This window comes from Ancylobacter sp. G4_0304, from assembly GCF_047501495.1.
Lineage (GTDB): Bacteria > Pseudomonadota > Alphaproteobacteria > Rhizobiales > Xanthobacteraceae > Ancylobacter.
The window spans coordinates 1-15420 of sequence record NZ_JAZDRM010000009.1 but is presented as its reverse complement, the minus strand read 5'-3'; the positions used below and the strand labels follow the sequence as shown (position 1 = coordinate 15420).

Annotated in this window: 16 protein-coding genes and 1 pseudogene; 13 read left to right on the top strand and 4 right to left on the bottom strand. The window is 67.2% G+C overall.

The features are described from left to right. Position 1: 1 nt before the first annotated feature. The gene (locus VRZ77_RS06945) at positions 2–502 is read right to left on the bottom strand and encodes a flavin reductase (RefSeq protein WP_414591935.1); all 501 of its coding nucleotides are present in this window, start codon (positions 500–502) and stop codon (positions 2–4) included. Between the two features lie 386 nt (positions 503–888). Between VRZ77_RS06945 and VRZ77_RS06940 the strand changes: the two genes are divergently transcribed. The 7 genes from VRZ77_RS06940 to VRZ77_RS06910 all read left to right on the top strand — a co-directional run bounded on the left by VRZ77_RS06940 (position 889) and on the right by VRZ77_RS06910 (position 7342). Then, a complete protein-coding gene (locus VRZ77_RS06940) occupies positions 889–1806 on the top strand; it encodes a branched-chain amino acid ABC transporter permease (protein ID WP_414591934.1) in 918 nt (305 codons plus the stop codon). Between the two features lie 11 nt (positions 1807–1817). Further along, entirely contained in the window at positions 1818–3257 is a 1440-nt protein-coding gene (livM, locus tag VRZ77_RS06935) for a high-affinity branched-chain amino acid ABC transporter permease LivM (protein WP_414591933.1), read from the top strand. Continuing rightward, on the top strand, positions 3257–4216 hold the full coding sequence (locus VRZ77_RS06930; protein WP_414591932.1) for an ABC transporter ATP-binding protein: 960 nt from the start codon (positions 3257–3259) through the stop codon (positions 4214–4216). The genes livM and VRZ77_RS06930 overlap by 1 nt, the downstream gene beginning before the upstream one ends. Positions 4217–4245: 29 nt before the next feature. Then, the gene (locus VRZ77_RS06925; RefSeq protein WP_414592042.1) at positions 4246–4959 is read left to right on the top strand and encodes an ABC transporter ATP-binding protein; all 714 of its coding nucleotides are present in this window, start codon (positions 4246–4248) and stop codon (positions 4957–4959) included. A 107-nt stretch (positions 4960–5066) separates the two neighbouring features. Then, a complete protein-coding gene (locus VRZ77_RS06920; RefSeq protein ID WP_414592041.1) occupies positions 5067–5420 on the top strand; it encodes a DUF6867 family protein in 354 nt (117 codons plus the stop codon). Positions 5421–5602: 182 nt separating this feature from the next. After that, a complete protein-coding gene (locus tag VRZ77_RS06915) occupies positions 5603–6703 on the top strand; it encodes a branched-chain amino acid ABC transporter substrate-binding protein (RefSeq protein ID WP_414591931.1) in 1101 nt (366 codons plus the stop codon). A 126-nt stretch (positions 6704–6829) separates the two neighbouring features. Then, entirely contained in the window at positions 6830–7342 is a 513-nt protein-coding gene (locus VRZ77_RS06910) for an N-acetyltransferase family protein (protein ID WP_414591930.1), read from the top strand. Positions 7343–7355: 13 nt separating this feature from the next. Here VRZ77_RS06910 and VRZ77_RS06905 read toward each other — a convergent pair whose 3' ends face one another. After that, complete coding sequence (locus VRZ77_RS06905; protein ID WP_414591929.1) at positions 7356–8087, bottom strand: cytochrome c biogenesis CcdA family protein; 732 nt, start codon at positions 8085–8087, stop codon at positions 7356–7358. A 124-nt stretch (positions 8088–8211) separates the two neighbouring features. Between VRZ77_RS06905 and VRZ77_RS06900 the strand changes: the two genes are divergently transcribed. The 4 genes from VRZ77_RS06900 (at position 8212) to VRZ77_RS06885 (ending at position 12325) form a co-directional block, all read left to right on the top strand. Continuing rightward, positions 8212–9231, top strand: a complete 1020-nt coding sequence (locus VRZ77_RS06900) for a P1 family peptidase (RefSeq protein WP_414591928.1) — start codon at positions 8212–8214, stop codon at positions 9229–9231. 100 nt (positions 9232–9331) lie between these two features. Further along, complete coding sequence (locus VRZ77_RS06895) at positions 9332–10531, top strand: quaternary amine ABC transporter ATP-binding protein (RefSeq protein ID WP_414591927.1); 1200 nt, start codon at positions 9332–9334, stop codon at positions 10529–10531. An 11-nt stretch (positions 10532–10542) separates the two neighbouring features. Then, positions 10543–11397, top strand: a complete 855-nt coding sequence (locus tag VRZ77_RS06890; protein WP_414591926.1) for an ABC transporter permease — start codon at positions 10543–10545, stop codon at positions 11395–11397. A 73-nt stretch (positions 11398–11470) separates the two neighbouring features. Next, on the top strand, positions 11471–12325 hold the full coding sequence (locus tag VRZ77_RS06885) for a glycine betaine ABC transporter substrate-binding protein (RefSeq protein ID WP_414591925.1): 855 nt from the start codon (positions 11471–11473) through the stop codon (positions 12323–12325). Between the two features lie 91 nt (positions 12326–12416). Here VRZ77_RS06885 and VRZ77_RS06880 read toward each other — a convergent pair whose 3' ends face one another. Next, on the bottom strand, positions 12417–12788 hold the full coding sequence (locus VRZ77_RS06880) for a hypothetical protein (RefSeq protein WP_414591924.1): 372 nt from the start codon (positions 12786–12788) through the stop codon (positions 12417–12419). Positions 12789–12971: 183 nt separating this feature from the next. Here VRZ77_RS06880 and rpe point away from each other — a divergent pair, with 183 nt between their 5' ends. Both rpe and purB read left to right on the top strand, forming a co-directional pair. Continuing rightward, positions 12972–13658 carry a ribulose-phosphate 3-epimerase gene (rpe, locus tag VRZ77_RS06875; RefSeq protein WP_414591923.1) on the top strand — a complete coding sequence of 229 codons (687 nt, stop codon included), beginning with the start codon at positions 12972–12974 and terminating at the stop codon, positions 13656–13658. 71 nt (positions 13659–13729) lie between these two features. Further along, positions 13730–15037, top strand: coding sequence for an adenylosuccinate lyase (gene purB / locus VRZ77_RS06870; protein ID WP_414591922.1), 1308 nt, complete (start codon positions 13730–13732; stop codon positions 15035–15037). Between the two features lie 59 nt (positions 15038–15096). On the opposite strand, the pseudogene VRZ77_RS06865 reads toward purB, so the two are convergent. Then, positions 15097–15420, bottom strand: a pseudogene (locus VRZ77_RS06865) (hypothetical protein); the annotation flags it as partial.

The following is a 15420-nucleotide window of genomic DNA, read 5'->3' as shown; positions in this document are numbered from 1 at the left end:
CTCACAGCACCCGATAGCTGCGATCAACATAAGCGAGCCCCGGCGCCGCCGGCCCGAGCGTGACCGCCTCGACATGGCCGACCAGCACATTGTGCGTCGCGATGGTGCGCACCTCGGCCAGCCGGCATTCGAACACGGCGAGCGCGCCCGTGAGGCACGGCACGCCGAGCGTGCCGTCCTGCCAGTGCCCGACCGAGAAACGCTGCTCGCCGTTCATGCCGAGCCTGCCGCCGAAGCTGTCGGCCACCGCCTGCTGCTCGCCGCTGAGCATGTTCACGGCGAACAGCCCGGCCTGCCGGAAGGCGGCGGCGGCGTTGATCGAGCGGTTGAGGCAGACCAGCAGAGTCGGCGGCGCGTCCGAAACCGAAACCACCGCGGTTGCGGTGAAGCCGGCGCGGCCGGCCTCTCCGCGCGTCGTGACCACATGGACGGCCGCGACGAGGCGGCTCATCGCCTCGCGATAGAGTGCCGGCTCGGCCTTGTGGCGGGTAATGTCGTCCAACGGGACCTCCGTGACGCCCCGACGACGGTCGGAAAGCATCCTGTGCATAACTCCGAAGCCGGGCGAAAGGAAACCGTCTGACGGGTCGAACCTTGGACGTAGCACACCCAGACACCCGCCAGCGAAAAACACAGGCCGTTCTTGGCATCCGACAGGTGCAACCCGCCGGCTAAGCAACCCGCATCTCAGAAATTGAGGTGTTTCGCCCTACGGCAATACCGAAACATCATTTCTTTCGATCGATTGCATTTCGCCTTTCGATCGAATTGTATCCTTTTAAGGGCCGCGCTAAGAGTTAACGGCGCTCATATGAGCATGACCACAATCTGGGCAGCGGCTGCGGCGCTTAAAAGATGCGCCCGGCGGCCGAGGGGAGCCAGTTCGTAATGGACGTCTTTGTTCAGCAACTCATCAACGGTTTGACGCTCGGCTCGATCTACGGGCTGATCGCGATCGGTTACACCATGGTGTTCGGCATCATCGGCATGGTGAACTTCGCCCATGGCGACGTGTTCATGGTGTCGGCGTTCATTTCGCTGATCTGCTTCCTGCTGCTCACCACGGTGCTGGGCATCACCTCCATCTTCCTGGCGCTGGCCATCGTGCTGGTGGTGGCGATGTTCTTCACCTCGCTGACGAGCTGGGCGATCGAGCGGGTGGCCTACCGGCCGCTGCGCGGCTCCTTCCGCCTCGCGCCGATGATCTCGGCCATCGGCATGTCGATCTTCCTGTCGAACTTCGTCCAGGTCGCGCAGGGCCCGCGCAACAAGCCGGTGCCCCCGATGATCACCGACGTGATCGTGCTGATGGACAACGGTTCCTATCAGGTCACGCTGGCGTGGAAGCAGGTCATCATCATGGCAGTGACCGCGGTGCTGCTGACCGGCTTCTGGTATCTGGTGCAGAAGACCTCGCTCGGCCGGGCGCAGCGCGCCTGTGAGCAGGACCGCAAGATGGCCGCGCTGCTCGGCATCAATGTCGATCACACCATCTCGCTGACCTTCGTCATCGGCGCCGCGCTCGCCGCCGTCGCCGGCACCATGTACCTGATGTATTACGGCGTCGCCCATTTCGCGGACGGCTTCGTGCCCGGCGTGAAGGCGTTCACCGCGGCGGTGCTCGGCGGCATCGGCTCGCTGCCTGGCGCCGTGCTGGGCGGGCTGCTGATCGGCCTCATCGAGACGTTCTGGTCGGCCTATTTCTCGATCGAATACAAGGACGTCGCGGCGTTCTCCATTCTCGCCATCACCCTTATCTTCATGCCGCAGGGCCTGCTGGGCCGGCCTGAAGTCGAGAAGGTGTAGGGTTTCCCATCATGGCAGCGCATATCGCTGAAAGCGCCCCCGCCGCCGGGGCGGCCCCGGCTTCCGCCTTCCCCCATGCCCTGAAGGACGCGTTCTTCGCCGGCCTGATCACGCTGGGCCTGATCGGCCCGCTGGTCGGCTTCGAAACCGTGATCCGCGACGGCGTGCTCGGCCTCGACTACCGGCCCTATGCCGTGGCGGTGATGGTCGCCATCGTATTCGCCGGCCGGCTGATCCTCAATCTCACGGTGTGGTCGCCCAACCGGGTGGTCAAGACCCGCACCGGTCCGGGTGCCGTTGCGCGGACCTTCACTGCCATCGGCCCGGCCTTCAAGCCGGCGTTGCTGGCCTTCGCCATCGCCTTCCCGCTGATCGCGGTGCTGTCGATGGGTGGGCTCAACGAGAGCCGCTACCTGATCGACCTCGGCATTCTCATCCTCACCTATGTGATGCTGGGCTGGGGTCTTAACATCGTGGTCGGCCTCGCCGGCTTGCTGGACCTCGGTTATGTCGCCTTCTACGCGGTGGGCGCCTACACCTACGCCCTGCTCGCCACTTCGGCGCCGGTGAACGACTTCTTCGCCGGGCTGATCGGCGAGCAGTTCTGGGCGGACTGGGCGTTCTGGATCTGCCTGCCGGCCGCCGGCATCTTCGCCGGCGTGTGGGGCATGATCCTCGGCTTTCCGGTGCTGCGCCTGCGCGGCGACTATCTCGCCATCGTCACGCTGGCCTTCGGCGAGATCATCCGCCTGGTCCTGATCAACTGGGTGGACTTCACCGGCGGCGGCGCGGGCATCGCCTCGATCCCGCGTGTCACCTTCTTCGGCATTCCGTTCAATGCGAGCGAGAATGGCTTCGCGGCGCTGTTTGGGCTGACCTTCGACCCGATGCACCGCATCATCTTCCTTTACTTCGTGATCCTGTGCCTGGCCCTGCTCACCGCCTTCGTCACGGTGCGGCTGCGCAAGCTGCCGGTGGGCCGGGCGTGGGAAGCGCTGCGCGAGGACGAGATCGCCTGCCGCTCGCTCGGCCTCAACACTACCAACGTCAAGCTGTCGGCCTTCGCCACCGGCGCGATGTTCGGCGGATTCGCCGGCTGTTTCTTCGCGGTGCGCGCCGGCTTCGTCAGCCCGGAGAGCTTCACCTTCGACATCTCGGCGATGATCCTCGCCATCGTGGTGCTCGGAGGCATGGGCTCGCAGATCGGCGTCGCGGTCTCGGCGGCGGTGATGATGGGCGGCATGGAGATGCTGCGCAATCTCGGCTTCCTCAAGCAGTTCTTCGGCAACGAGTTCGACCCGAGCCTCTACCGCATGCTGCTGTTCGGGCTTGCCATGGTGGTCATCATGGTGTGGAAGCCGCGCGGCCTCGTCTCGACCCGCGATCCCACGATCTTCCTCAAGGAGAAGAAGTCGGTCTCGGGCGATCTCGTCAAGGAAGGGCACGGCTGATGTCGCTCCCCACAGATACCACCGCGCACAGGTGGGACATCGATCCCATACTGAGCGTCGAGCACCTGTTCATGCGCTTTGGCGGGCTGGTCGCGGTCAACGACCTGTCCTTCAAGGTCGGCCGCGGCGACATCACCGCGCTGATCGGGCCGAACGGCGCCGGCAAGACCACGGTGTTCAACTGCATCACCGGCTTCTACAAGCCGAGCGAGGGCCGCCTCGTGCTGGCGCACCAGCGCCCGCCCACCGATTCCGAGCTCGCCGCGGTGACGCTCAACGGCGAGCGCTCGCTCGCCGGAAGCTCGGGCGCGGTGTATCTGCTGGAGCGCCTTCCGGACTACCGCGTCTCCGGCGACGCCAAGGTGGCGCGCACCTTCCAGAACATCCGCCTGTTCACCGGCATGACCGTGCTGGAAAACCTGATGGTGGCTCAGCACAACGCGCTGATGAAGGCCTCGGTATTCTCGATCAAGGGCCTGCTCGGCCTGCCGAGCTGGAACGCGGCGCAGAAGGCGGCGCGCGAGAAGGCGGTGTATTGGCTGGAGCAGGTCGATCTGCTCGACCGTGCCGACGATCCGGCGGGCGACCTGCCCTATGGCGCCCAGCGTCGGCTGGAGATCGCCCGCGCCATGTGCTCGGAGCCGATCCTGCTGTGCCTCGACGAGCCGGCGGCCGGCCTCAATCCGCGCGAGAGCCTTGAGCTGAACGCGCTGCTGCGCTCGATCCGCGCCGATCACGGCACCTCGATCCTGCTGATCGAGCACGACATGAGCGTGGTGATGGAGATTTCCGACCACGTCGTCGTGCTCGACTACGGCACGAAGATTTCCGACGGGACGCCCGAAGCGGTGAAGAACGATCCGCGCGTCATCGCGGCCTATCTCGGTGTCGATGAGGACGCCGTCGAGGAGGTCGAGGCGGAAATCGACGCCACGGTTGCAACGGGAGCGTCATCGTGACCGACACTTCTACCCCCGCCGAGGCCCCGATGCTGGCCGTGCGCGGCGTCAAGACCTTCTACGGCAACATCATGGCGCTGAAGGGCGTCGACGTGGACGTGCATCGCGGCGAAATCGTCACGCTGATCGGCTCCAACGGCGCCGGCAAGTCGACGCTGATGATGACCATCTTCGGCCAGCCGCGCGCCCGCGAGGGCCAGATCGTCTATGAGGGCCGCGACATCACCAAGATGCCGACCCACGAGATCGCCCAGCTCAAGATCGCGCAATCGCCGGAAGGCCGGCGCATCTTCCCGCGCATGACGGTCTATGAGAACCTGCAAATGGGCGCTTCGGTCGACGGCTTCGCCCATTTCGACAGCGACCTGCAGAAGGTCTACACGCTGTTCCCGCGCCTCAAGGAGCGCATCAACCAGCGTGGCGGCACGCTCTCGGGCGGCGAGCAGCAGATGCTGGCGATCGGCCGCGCGCTGATGAGCCGGCCGCGCCTGCTGATGCTGGACGAGCCCTCGCTCGGCCTCGCCCCGCTGATCGTGAAGCAGATCTTCGACGCGATCCGCGAGCTGAACCGTGCCGAGGGCCTCACCGTATTCCTGGTGGAGCAGAACGCGTTTCACGCGCTCAAGCTCGCCCATCGCGGCTATGTGCTGGTGAACGGTTCCGTCACCATGTCCGGCGAGGGGCGCGAGCTGCTGGAGCGCCCCGAAGTCCGCGCGGCCTATCTCGAAGGCGGGAGGCACTGATCATGGCAGCCGAATTCTCCGGGACCATCATTTCCCAGGGCGCGCCGACCAGCCTCGCCGTCAGCGGGCCCATCGCGGTCATCGGCGCCGTCGCCGCCGCCTTCCTAGTGGCGCCGGAACTCGTCGTCGAGGTCTCGCGCGGCGACTTCCTGCTGGTCACCATCTTCCTCGGCGGCGGGGCGTCCTGGCTCTCGGGCCGCGCCATCGCCAAGACCTGGCGCGGCTATCGGCAGGCCGTGCTCTATGCGGTGCTGCTGGGCTGCGTGGTGCGTTTCTTCCACTTCGCGCTGTTCAACGGCACGCTGATGTCCGGGCACTATTTCCTGACCGACACCGCGTTCCTCATCGCGGTGACCACGCTCGGCTTCCGCGCCGAGCGCGCCAAGCAGATGGCGACCCGGTATAGTTGGCTTTATCGGCAGGCTGGCCCGTTCGGCTGGCGCGAGAAGAGCAACGGATAGATTTCTTGAGAATTTCCCTTGAGCGCCGGACGTGGCTCGGATTTGATGCTTGCAGATGCGCGCTTCGTCTTCGCCGTCGACACCGGCACGGAAACGGGCATGATGGCGCCCAGGGGCGATGACCGCGACAGGAAATGGCCGCGTAAAGTTCTAATCCTCCCAGAGAATCAGGAGAGAAGTTCATGAAGAAGCTTCTGTTGGCCGGTATCGCGCTCGGCGCGATGGTGGCGATGGCCATGCCGGCTTCCGCGCAGGTGAAGGTCGGCGTCGGCGGTCCGATCACCGGCCCGAATGCCACCTTCGGCGCGCAGCTCAAGAACGGTGCCGAACAGTGGGCGGCCGACGTCAACGCCAAGGGCGGCCTGATGGGCGAGAAGGTCGAGATCGTCATCGGCGACGACGCCTCCAAGCCCGAGCAGGGCGTCTCGGTCGCGAACAAGTTCATCGCGGACGGCGTGAAATTCGTCCTCGGCCACTTCAACTCCGGCGTTTCGATCCCGGCCTCCGAGCAGTATGCCGAAGCCGGCGTGATCGCGATCTCCCCGGCCTCGACCAACCCGAAGCTCACCGAGCGCGGCCTGACCAACGTGTTCCGCACCTGCGGCCGCGATGACCAGCAGGGCGCCACCGCCGGCGAGTACATCCTGAAGAACCTTCAGGGCAAGAAGATCGCCATCGTCCACGACAAGACCCCCTACGGCAAGGGCCTGGCCGACGAGACCAAGAAGTCGATCAACGCCGGCGGCGTGACCGAAGTCATCTACGAGGGCATCAACCCGGGTGAGAAGGACTACACCGCGCTCGTCTCCAAGCTGAAGGGCGCTGGCGTCGACGTGCTCTACTACGGCGGCCTGCACACCGAAGCTGGCCTTCTGGTTCGCCAGATGCGCGACCAGGGCCTGAAGACCGTCCTGTTCTCGGGCGACGGCATCACCGACAAGGAGTTCTGGACCATCGCCGGTCCGGGCGCCGAGGGCACGCTGATGACCTTCGGTTCCGACCCCCGCAAGATCCCGGCGGCCGCCGCGGTCGTCGAGGAGTTCAAGAAGAAGGGCATCGATCCGGAAGGTTACGTGCTCTACACCTATGCGGCCGGCCAGATGCTGCAGCAGGCGGCGGACGCCACCAAGTCGCTCGACCCGAAGAAGATCGCCGAGTACATCCACTCCGGCGCCAAGTTCGACACGGTGCTCGGCACGCTCTCCTTCGACAAGAAGGGTGACCGCACCAGCGGCGACTACGTCGTCTACGTCTGGAAGGACGGCGGCTATTCCGAGCTGTGAGCCGCGGGCGCATCACCGCGCCAGTGTCTGAATAACGAGACCCGCCGGAGCAATCCGGCGGGTTTTCTTATGGGGCGACTTGCGCACAATCTGCGGCGACAGATTCGCCGTGCCGCAGGAATCCCCATGCCGATGCCGTCCAATATCCGCCTCGACACAGCTCGCCCGGACGATGCCGAGGCGATACTGGCGGTCCACCGCGCCGCCATTCGCGGGACGGCCGTCGGCTTCTATGCGCCCGAGATCATCGATGCCTGGGCGCCGCTTCCGGTGCGGCCCGAACATGTGGATGCCCTCGCTTTGCGCGTCGAGAACGGCATCGAGGAAGCGGTTGTCGCGCGCCGGCGCGGGGCCGGCATCGTCGGCTTCGGCTCATTCGTTCCGGGCCGGCGCGAACTGCGCGCGGTCTATGTGCGCCCCGATTACGGACGCATGGGCATCGGCGCGGCCATGCTGGCAGCGCTGGAGCTGCGGGCGCGCAAATACGGGCTCAAGGAACTGGTCATGGATGCCAGCCTCAATGCCGAGGCCTTCTATCTGCGCCACGGCTTCGTGACCGAGCGGACGGGCGAACATCTGCTGAGCGGCGGCCTGCGCATGGCGTGCCTGCGCATGCGCAAGCCGCTGGCCGGGCGCTGAAGAGGATCGCGCGTTAGCCGAAGCTCGCCAGCGCCGGGAAGGTCTCCAGCAGCCAGTAGCTCATCTGCGCCATCCAGCCGGAGAGGAAGCCGATGCCGGTGAGCACGAGCAGCGCGCCCATGCCCTTCTCCACCGCCGGCAGCCAGCGCCGCGCGTGCATCAATAGCCCGAGCGCCGGCCGCGCCATCGCCGCGACCAGCAGGAACGGCACTCCCAGCCCGGCGGAATAGATGCCCAGCAGCAGCGCGCCCTGGGTGAGGGTCTGCTCGCTCGCCGCCACCGCGAGGATCGCCGCCAGCACCGGCCCGATGCACGGCGTCCAGCCGAAGGCGAAGGCCAGGCCCATCAGATAGGCGCCGAACAAGCCGGTGGGGGCGTCGACATGCACGCGCTTCGTCTGGCTCAGCCAGCCGAATTTCAGGATGCCGAGGAAGTGCAGCCCCATCGCCAGGATCGCGATGCCGGCGACGATGGAGAGTTCCTGCGAATACAGCCGCAGATAACCGCCGATCACCGAGGCGCCGGCGCCCAGCGCGACGAACACGGTGGAGAATCCGGCCACGAACAGCAGCGCCGCGCCGAGGGTGCGCCGGGCGGCGGCGTCGGTCGGGGCCTTGTGGGTGATCTGGTCGAGGCTGGTGCCGGCCAGATAGCACAGATAGGGCGGCACCAGCGGCAGCACGCAGGGAGAGGCGAAGCTGGCAATGCCGGCGACAAAGGCCGCCGGGAGCGTGACGTCGGCCATGAATTTTGGCAACCTGCATCGTTCCGGTTCCCTCCCAATGCACCTCCCGTGCGCCTTTAGCAATGAGACCGACCCGCCTCTCCCCGTGATGTGATGGCGCGGCCGGCAAGATGGAGAGACGCCCATGCGCGCCACCCTCGCCCGCAACCTGATCACCGATGTCGCCGGGCTCAAGGTCGGCAATGCCACGGACCTCACTCTCGGTTCCGGCGTCACCACCATCCTGTTCGACGAGCCGGCGGTTGCCTCGGTCGATGTGCGCGGCGGGGGGCCGGGCACGCGCGAGACCGACCTTTTGGCGCCGGACGAGACGGTGGGCGCGATCCACGCCATCACGCTCTCGGGCGGGTCGGCCTTCGGGCTCGATGCGGCGGCGGGGGTGATGGCGGCTCTGGCCGAGCGCGGCATCGGCTTTCCCGTCGGCGATGCGCTTGTGCCGATCGTGCCGGGGGCGGTGCTGTTCGATCTGCTCAACGGCGGCAACAAGGAGTGGGGCCGCTTCGCTCCCTATCGCGACCTCGGCTATCAGGCGGCCAATGCCGCCGGGCTAGATTTCCCGCTTGGCACCGTCGGCGCCGGCACCGGCGCGACCACGGTGAGCATGAAGGGCGGCCTCGGCTCGGCCTCGATGCTCTGCTCCACCGGCCATACGATCGGCGCGCTGGTGGCGGTAAACGCCTGCGGGGCGACCAACCTGCCGGGCATGCCGCATTTCTGGTCCGCGCCTTTCGAGCAGGGCGGCGAGTTTGGCGGCCTCGGCCTGCCCCATCCCCTGCCCGCGCTGCCCGATCCGCCGGCGCTCAAGGGCCTGCCGGCCGGCGCCAACACCACCATCGCGCTGGTCGCTACCGACGCGGTGCTGACCAAGGCCCAGGCCAAGCGGCTCGCGGTGATGGCCCATGATGGCTTCGCCCGCGCGATCTGGCCGGTGCACACCCCTCTCGACGGCGACACCATCTTCGCCGCCGCGACCGGAAAGCGCGAGCTCGCCGACCCGGTGTTCGACCTCGCGCTGATCGGGGCCGCGACGGTGGCGACGCTGGCACGCGCCTGCGCCCGCGCTGTGTATGAGGCGAACGCCCTTCCCCAGCGCGGCGCACAGCCGAGCTGGCGCGATCTGTGGGGCGGCCCGCCGCTCAGTTGAGCGCCATCATGTGACTGTCGTATTTCCAGCCCCTGCCGTCGCATCTGTGCAATCGGCATGGCTGCCATGCGCCTGACACTCTCCTGGCACGGGGGAGTTCATGACTGAGAAACGGCCTCGCATCAGGGTTCGCGGACTGACCAAGATTTTCGGCGACGACGCCGGAAAAGCCCTGCCGCTTCTGCAGAGCGGCCTCGGCCGCGAGGCGATCTTCAAGCAGACCGGGGCGGTCGTGGGCTTGAACGATGTCAGCTTCGACATCGCCGAGGGCGAGATTCTCGTGGTGATGGGACTTTCCGGTTCCGGGAAGTCGACCTGCCTGCGCTGCATCAACCGCCTCGTCGAGCCGACCGCCGGCTCGGTGCTGCTCGACGAAACCGACCTCACCAAGCTCTCCGAGAGCGAGTTGATGGCCGTGCGGCGCACCCGCTTCGGCATGGTGTTCCAGCAATTCGCGCTGTTCCCGCACCGGACCATCCTGCGCAATGTCGAATACGGGCTTGAGGTGCAGGGCGTCTCCCCCACGCTGCGCCGCGAGCGCGCGATGGCCGCGCTGGAGACTGTCGGGCTGAAGGGCTGGGAGGCTCACCTGCCCTCGCAGCTTTCCGGCGGCATGCAGCAGCGCGCCGGCCTCGCCCGCGCTCTGGCGCTGGAGCCGGACGTGCTGCTGATGGACGAGGCGTTCAGCGCGCTCGACCCGCTGATCCGCCGCGACATGCAGCAGGAGCTGGTGGCGCTGCAGAAGCGGCTGAAGAAGACCATCGTGTTCGTCAGCCACGACCTCGACGAGGCGATCGCGCTCGGCGGGCGGATAGTGCTGATGAAGGACGGCGCGGTCGTCCAGCAGGGCTATGCGTCCGATTTCCTCGCCAATCCCGCCGATGATTATGTGCGCCGCTTCGTTGAGCATATCGATGTGCTCGGCGTGGTCACGGCGGGCGCCGCCATGCGCGCGCCGGCCTGCGTTGTGCCCTGGCACGTTCCCGCCGCCGAGGCGCTGGTACGGCTCGAACAGTCCGGCGACCCCGCCGCGACCGTCGTGTGCCAGAACGGGCTGTTCCAGGGCACGGTCGATGCCGGCGTGCTGCGCGGTGCCGGGGCGACGGAAATCCGCCTGCTGGCCAGCGACCGCGACGCCTGCGTCCCCGACACCGCGACGCTCAACGAGGCGGTGTCGCGACTGGCGGCCGGGCGTGGCGAGATCGCGGTGGTCGGCGCCGGGCGCGAATTGCGCGGCGTGATCAGCAATACCGACCTCGTGGCCGCGCTCGCGCGCCGCCGCGGCGAACCGATGCACTGAGGGCGCCGGCGATGGACTTCGAAATCCCCCGCATTCCCCTTGCCGAGATGTGCGACGCCGCGCTGGATTGGGCGACGGAGCATTTCTCCGGCGTCACCCGCGCCATCAGCGCGGTGATCGGCACCGGCATCGAGGCCACCACCGATTTCCTCGTCGACCTGCCGCCCTGGCTGGTGATCCTGGTGTTCGGCCTGATCGTCTGGCGGCTGACGACGGCGCGCATCGCGCTGTTCACCATGCTCGGCTTCGCCTTCCTGTGGAATCTCGAACTGTGGCGGGCGACGCTGCAATCTTTGGTGCTGGTGCTGGTCTCCACCGCCTTCGCGCTGATGATCGGCATTCCCATCGGCATCGCCGCCGCGCTCAGCCGCCGGTTCTGGCGCGTGGTCGGGCCGGCGCTCGACATGATGCAGACCATGCCGAGCTTCGTGTACCTGATCCCGGCCATCCCTTTCTTCGGGCTCGGCGCCGTGTCGGCCTGCTTCGCCACCATCGTCTTCGCCATGCCGCCGACCATCCGGCTCACCGCGCTCGGCATCATGCAGACGCCGCCGGAACTCGTAGAGGCGGCGGATTCCTTCGGCTCCTCGCGCTGGCAGAAGCTGTTCAAGCTCCAGCTTCCCCTCGCCATCCCCACCATCATGGCCGGCATCAACCAGACCATCATGCTCGCGCTCTCCATGGTGGTGATCGCGGCGATGATCGGCGCCGGCGGCCTCGGCGGCGAGGTGTGGAAGGCGATCCAGCGGCTGGAGGCCGGACAGGGCTTCCAGGCGGGCATCGCGATCGTCGTGCTCGCCGTCATCCTCGACCGCATCACCCAGCACATCGCCCGGCGCATGCGCATGGACCGCGGCGCCGGCTAGCCGCCCGATTTTCTCAAGGAAGCACAAGACTTCCGCCCCGCAACCTCAACTTCCAGAATCGGAGTCTCCGTCAATGTCGATCCTTTCGAAACTCCTCAAGGGCACGGCGGTCGCCGCCGCCGCTCTCGGCCTGACGCTCGGCGCGGCGCAGGCGGAAAAGAAGGACCTGACCATCGCCTATGTCGAATGGTCGGATGCCGTGGTCGCCACCAACGTCGTCAAGGCGGCGCTGGAGGATAAGGGCTACAAGGTGAAGATCGTCCCGCTCTCGGGCGCGGCGATGTGGCAGGCGGTCGCCACCGGCGAGGCCGACGCCATGGTCGCGGCCTGGCTGCCGGGCACCCATGCCGCCTATTACGACAAGCTCAAGTCCAAGGTCGACAATCTCGGGCCGAACGTCACCGGCGCCAAGATCGGCTGGGCGGTGCCGACCTATGTCGACATCACCACCATCGAGGACATCAAGAAGGATCCGGCGAAGTTCGGCGGCAAGGTGATCGGCATCGATCCCGGCGCCGGCCTGATGAAGGCGTCGGAGAAGGCGATCAAGGAATACGGCCTGCCGGTGAAGCTGGTCGAGGGTTCGGACGCCACCATGGTCGCCGCGCTCAAGGACGCCTACGCCAAGAAGGAGCCGATCGTCATCACGACCTGGACCCCGCACTGGATGTTCGCGACCTGGGACCTGAAATATCTCGACGATCCCAAGGGCGTGTTCGGCGGCGAGGAGACCGTGAACACCATCGTCTCGACCAAGCTCAAGGAAGAGGCGCCCGAGGCCTACAAGATCCTCGACGGCTTCAACCTCTCGCTCGCCGACGAGCAGGCCCTGATGGTGGAGAACGAGAAGCCCGGCGCCGATCCGGCCGCCACCGCCAAGGCCTGGGTTGCCGCCAACAAGGCCAAGGTCGACGCCTGGACGAAGTGATCTCGCTCCCCTGAAACGACCTCCTGAAAACTAAAACGCGGCCGGAATTCCTTCCGGCCGCGTCCTGTTTCAAAGCGCTCTTGCGCGTGCCTCAGGGGCACGGCTCCCAGAAGCCCTGGGTGCGCTGGGGGTTGGTGTAGAACCAGCAGTAATTGGGCTGGGGCGGCGGGCCGACCAGATTGGCGGCCGCAACGCCGGTCAGGAAGCCGAGCGCCGCGCCCGCGGCCACCGCGCCACCCGGCGCCCAGTAGCGGCGCGGGTTGACAACGACCACGCCGCCGCCGCGCGGCACCGGGCCATAGTAGCGGCCCGCGCCATAATAATGGCCCGGATTGCCGGCCGCGCCCACGCAGCCACGCGGTCCGCAGGCGCCGGCGCGCCAGGCGTTGGCCTCGGGCATGGTCGCCAGCAGCCCGGCGACGGCGACGACGGCCCCCGCCGCCAGATATCGAACAGTCTTCATAGGCAGGCTCCCCTCGTCCGTCGCGCCGCCCGCGCCCGCCGGCGCAGTATCCTTTATCGACGCGACTCGCAGCAGCTTAGTCCTCCCTCAATACCGGCGCATCCGGTCTCCTTCGGATTTGTCGGCTTTCTTGCGGGCGGGGCGCTCCCCATGTTAGGGGCGCGGCAATTCGGAGAACCTGCCATGCCCCCCCGCCCGCTGATCATCGCCCCCTCGATCCTCGCCAGCGACTTCGCCCGCTTCGGCGAGGAGGTCCGCGCGGTCGACGCCGCCGGGGCCGACTGGATCCATATCGACGTGATGGACGGTCATTTCGTGCCGAACATCTCGTTCGGCCCGGATGTGGTGAAGGCGATCCGCCCCTACAGCGAAAAGCCGTTCGACGTGCATCTGATGATCGCGCCGGTCGATCCCTATCTGGAAGCCTTCGCCAAGGCCGGGGCTGACCACATCTCGATCCATGCCGAGGCCGGCCCGCATCTGCACCGCTCGCTTCAGGCGATCCGCGCGTTCGGCAAGAAGGCGGGCGTCGCGCTCAACCCCGCCACCCCGGCCGGCGCCATCGAGCATGTGCTCGACCTGATCGACCTCGTGGTGGTGATGACGGTCAATCCCGGCTTCGGCGGGCAGGCCTTCATCGCGCCGGTGATGGACAAGGTGCGCCAGCTCAGCGCGATGATCGGCGACCGCCCGATTGACATCGAGATCGATGGCGGCGTCACCAACGTCACCGCGACCGACTGCGCGTTGGCCGGCGCCAACGCGCTGGTCGCCGGCTCCGCCGTGTTCAAGGGCGGCCCCGACGCTTATGCCGCCAACATCAGGGCGATCCGTGAGGCGGCGGCGCGGGTGCGCGGCGAGATGGTCTGAGGCCGGTATTTGTGGGATCTGGCCTAATCTGCTAGAGCGCGGCTGTCCCTCGACCGTCGAAAGAGCCGCCCGTGATCCCGCGCTATACCCGTCCTGAAATGGCTGCCATCTGGGAGCCGCAGACCCGCTTCCGCATCTGGTTCGAGATCGAGGCGCACGCCACCGATGCGCTGGCCGAGCTCGGCGTGGTGCCGAAGGAAGCCGCGGCGAAGATCTGGGAAAAGGCGAAGGACGCGACCTTCGACGTCGCCCGCATCGACGAGATCGAGGCGGTCACCAAGCATGACGTCATCGCCTTCCTGACCCATCTCGCCGAGATCGTCGGGCCGGAGGCGCGCTTCGTCCACCAGGGCATGACCTCCTCCGACGTGCTCGACACCTGCCTGAACGTGCAGCTCGTGCGCGCCGCCGACATCCTCATCCAGGATGTGGACCGGCTGCTGGCCGCTCTTGAGGCCCGCGCTTTCGAGCACAAGCTCACCCCGACCATCGGCCGCTCGCACGGCATCCACGCCGAGCCGACCACCTTCGGCCTCAAGCTCGCGCAGGCCCATGCCGAATTCCAGCGCAACCGCGCGCGCCTCGTCGCCGCCCGCGAGGAAGTGGCGACCTGCGCCATTTCGGGCGCCGTCGGCACCTTCGCGCAGATCGACCCGCGCGTGGAGGAATATGTCGCCGAGAAGCTCGGGCTGAAGGTCGAGCCGGTGTCGACGCAGGTCATCCCGCGTGACCGCCACGCCGCCTATTTCGCCGCGCTGGGCGTGGTCGCCTCCTCCATGGAGCGCGTGGCGATCGAGATCCGTCACCTCCAGCGCACCGAGGTTCTGGAAGCCGAGGAGTTTTTCTCCGAGGGCCAGAAGGGCTCCTCTGCCATGCCGCACAAGCGCAACCCGGTGCTGACCGAGAACGTCACCGGCCTCGCCCGCCTCGTGCGCGGCATGGTCACCCCGGCGCTGGAGAATGTGGCGCTGTGGCACGAGCGTGATATCTCGCACTCCTCCGTCGAGCGCGGCATCGGCCCGGACGCGACGGTCACGCTGGATTTCGCACTGAACCGCCTCGCCGGTGTGGTCGAGAAGCTGCTGGTCTATCCGCAGAACATGCAGAAGAACATGGACCGCCTTGGCGGCCTCGTCCATTCGCAGCGCGTCCTGCTGGCCCTGACGCAGAAGGGCGCCAGCCGCGAGGACGCCTACCGCCTCGTGCAGCGCAACGCCATGCCGGTGTGGCGCGGCGAAGGCGAGTTCCAGAACCTGCTGACCAACGATTCCGAGGTCCGGCAATATCTCACGCCTGAGGAGATCGCCGAGAAGTTCGACCTCGGCTATCACCTCAAGCATGTCGATACGATCTTCAAGCGCGTCTTCGGTCACGCCTGATATTTCAATGTATTAAATGGAGTTCCGCAGACATCGCCCGATATCTGCGGAAGCCGTCCTCAGTGGGCGCGGTGGAAGCCACCACCCATGCCGCCCATCGGGCGCATGCGCATGCCGCCATAGCCCGCGCCCCGCATCATCGGGGGGCGGCCGCCCATATAGGGGCCGCGCCCCATGCCAGGACCGCGCACCATGCGAGGGCCGGGCCCCATGCGCGGACCGCGCCAGCCGGGGCCGCGTCCCCGCCAGCCGGGATTGCCGTTCCACACCCGGCGCGGGCCGTTCCAGCCCGGACGCGGGCCGCGCCAGCCGGGACGGTTCCAGCCGCCCGGGGGCGGGCCCCAATAGTTGCCGCGCCAGCCGGGTCCGCCCCAGCCCCAGCC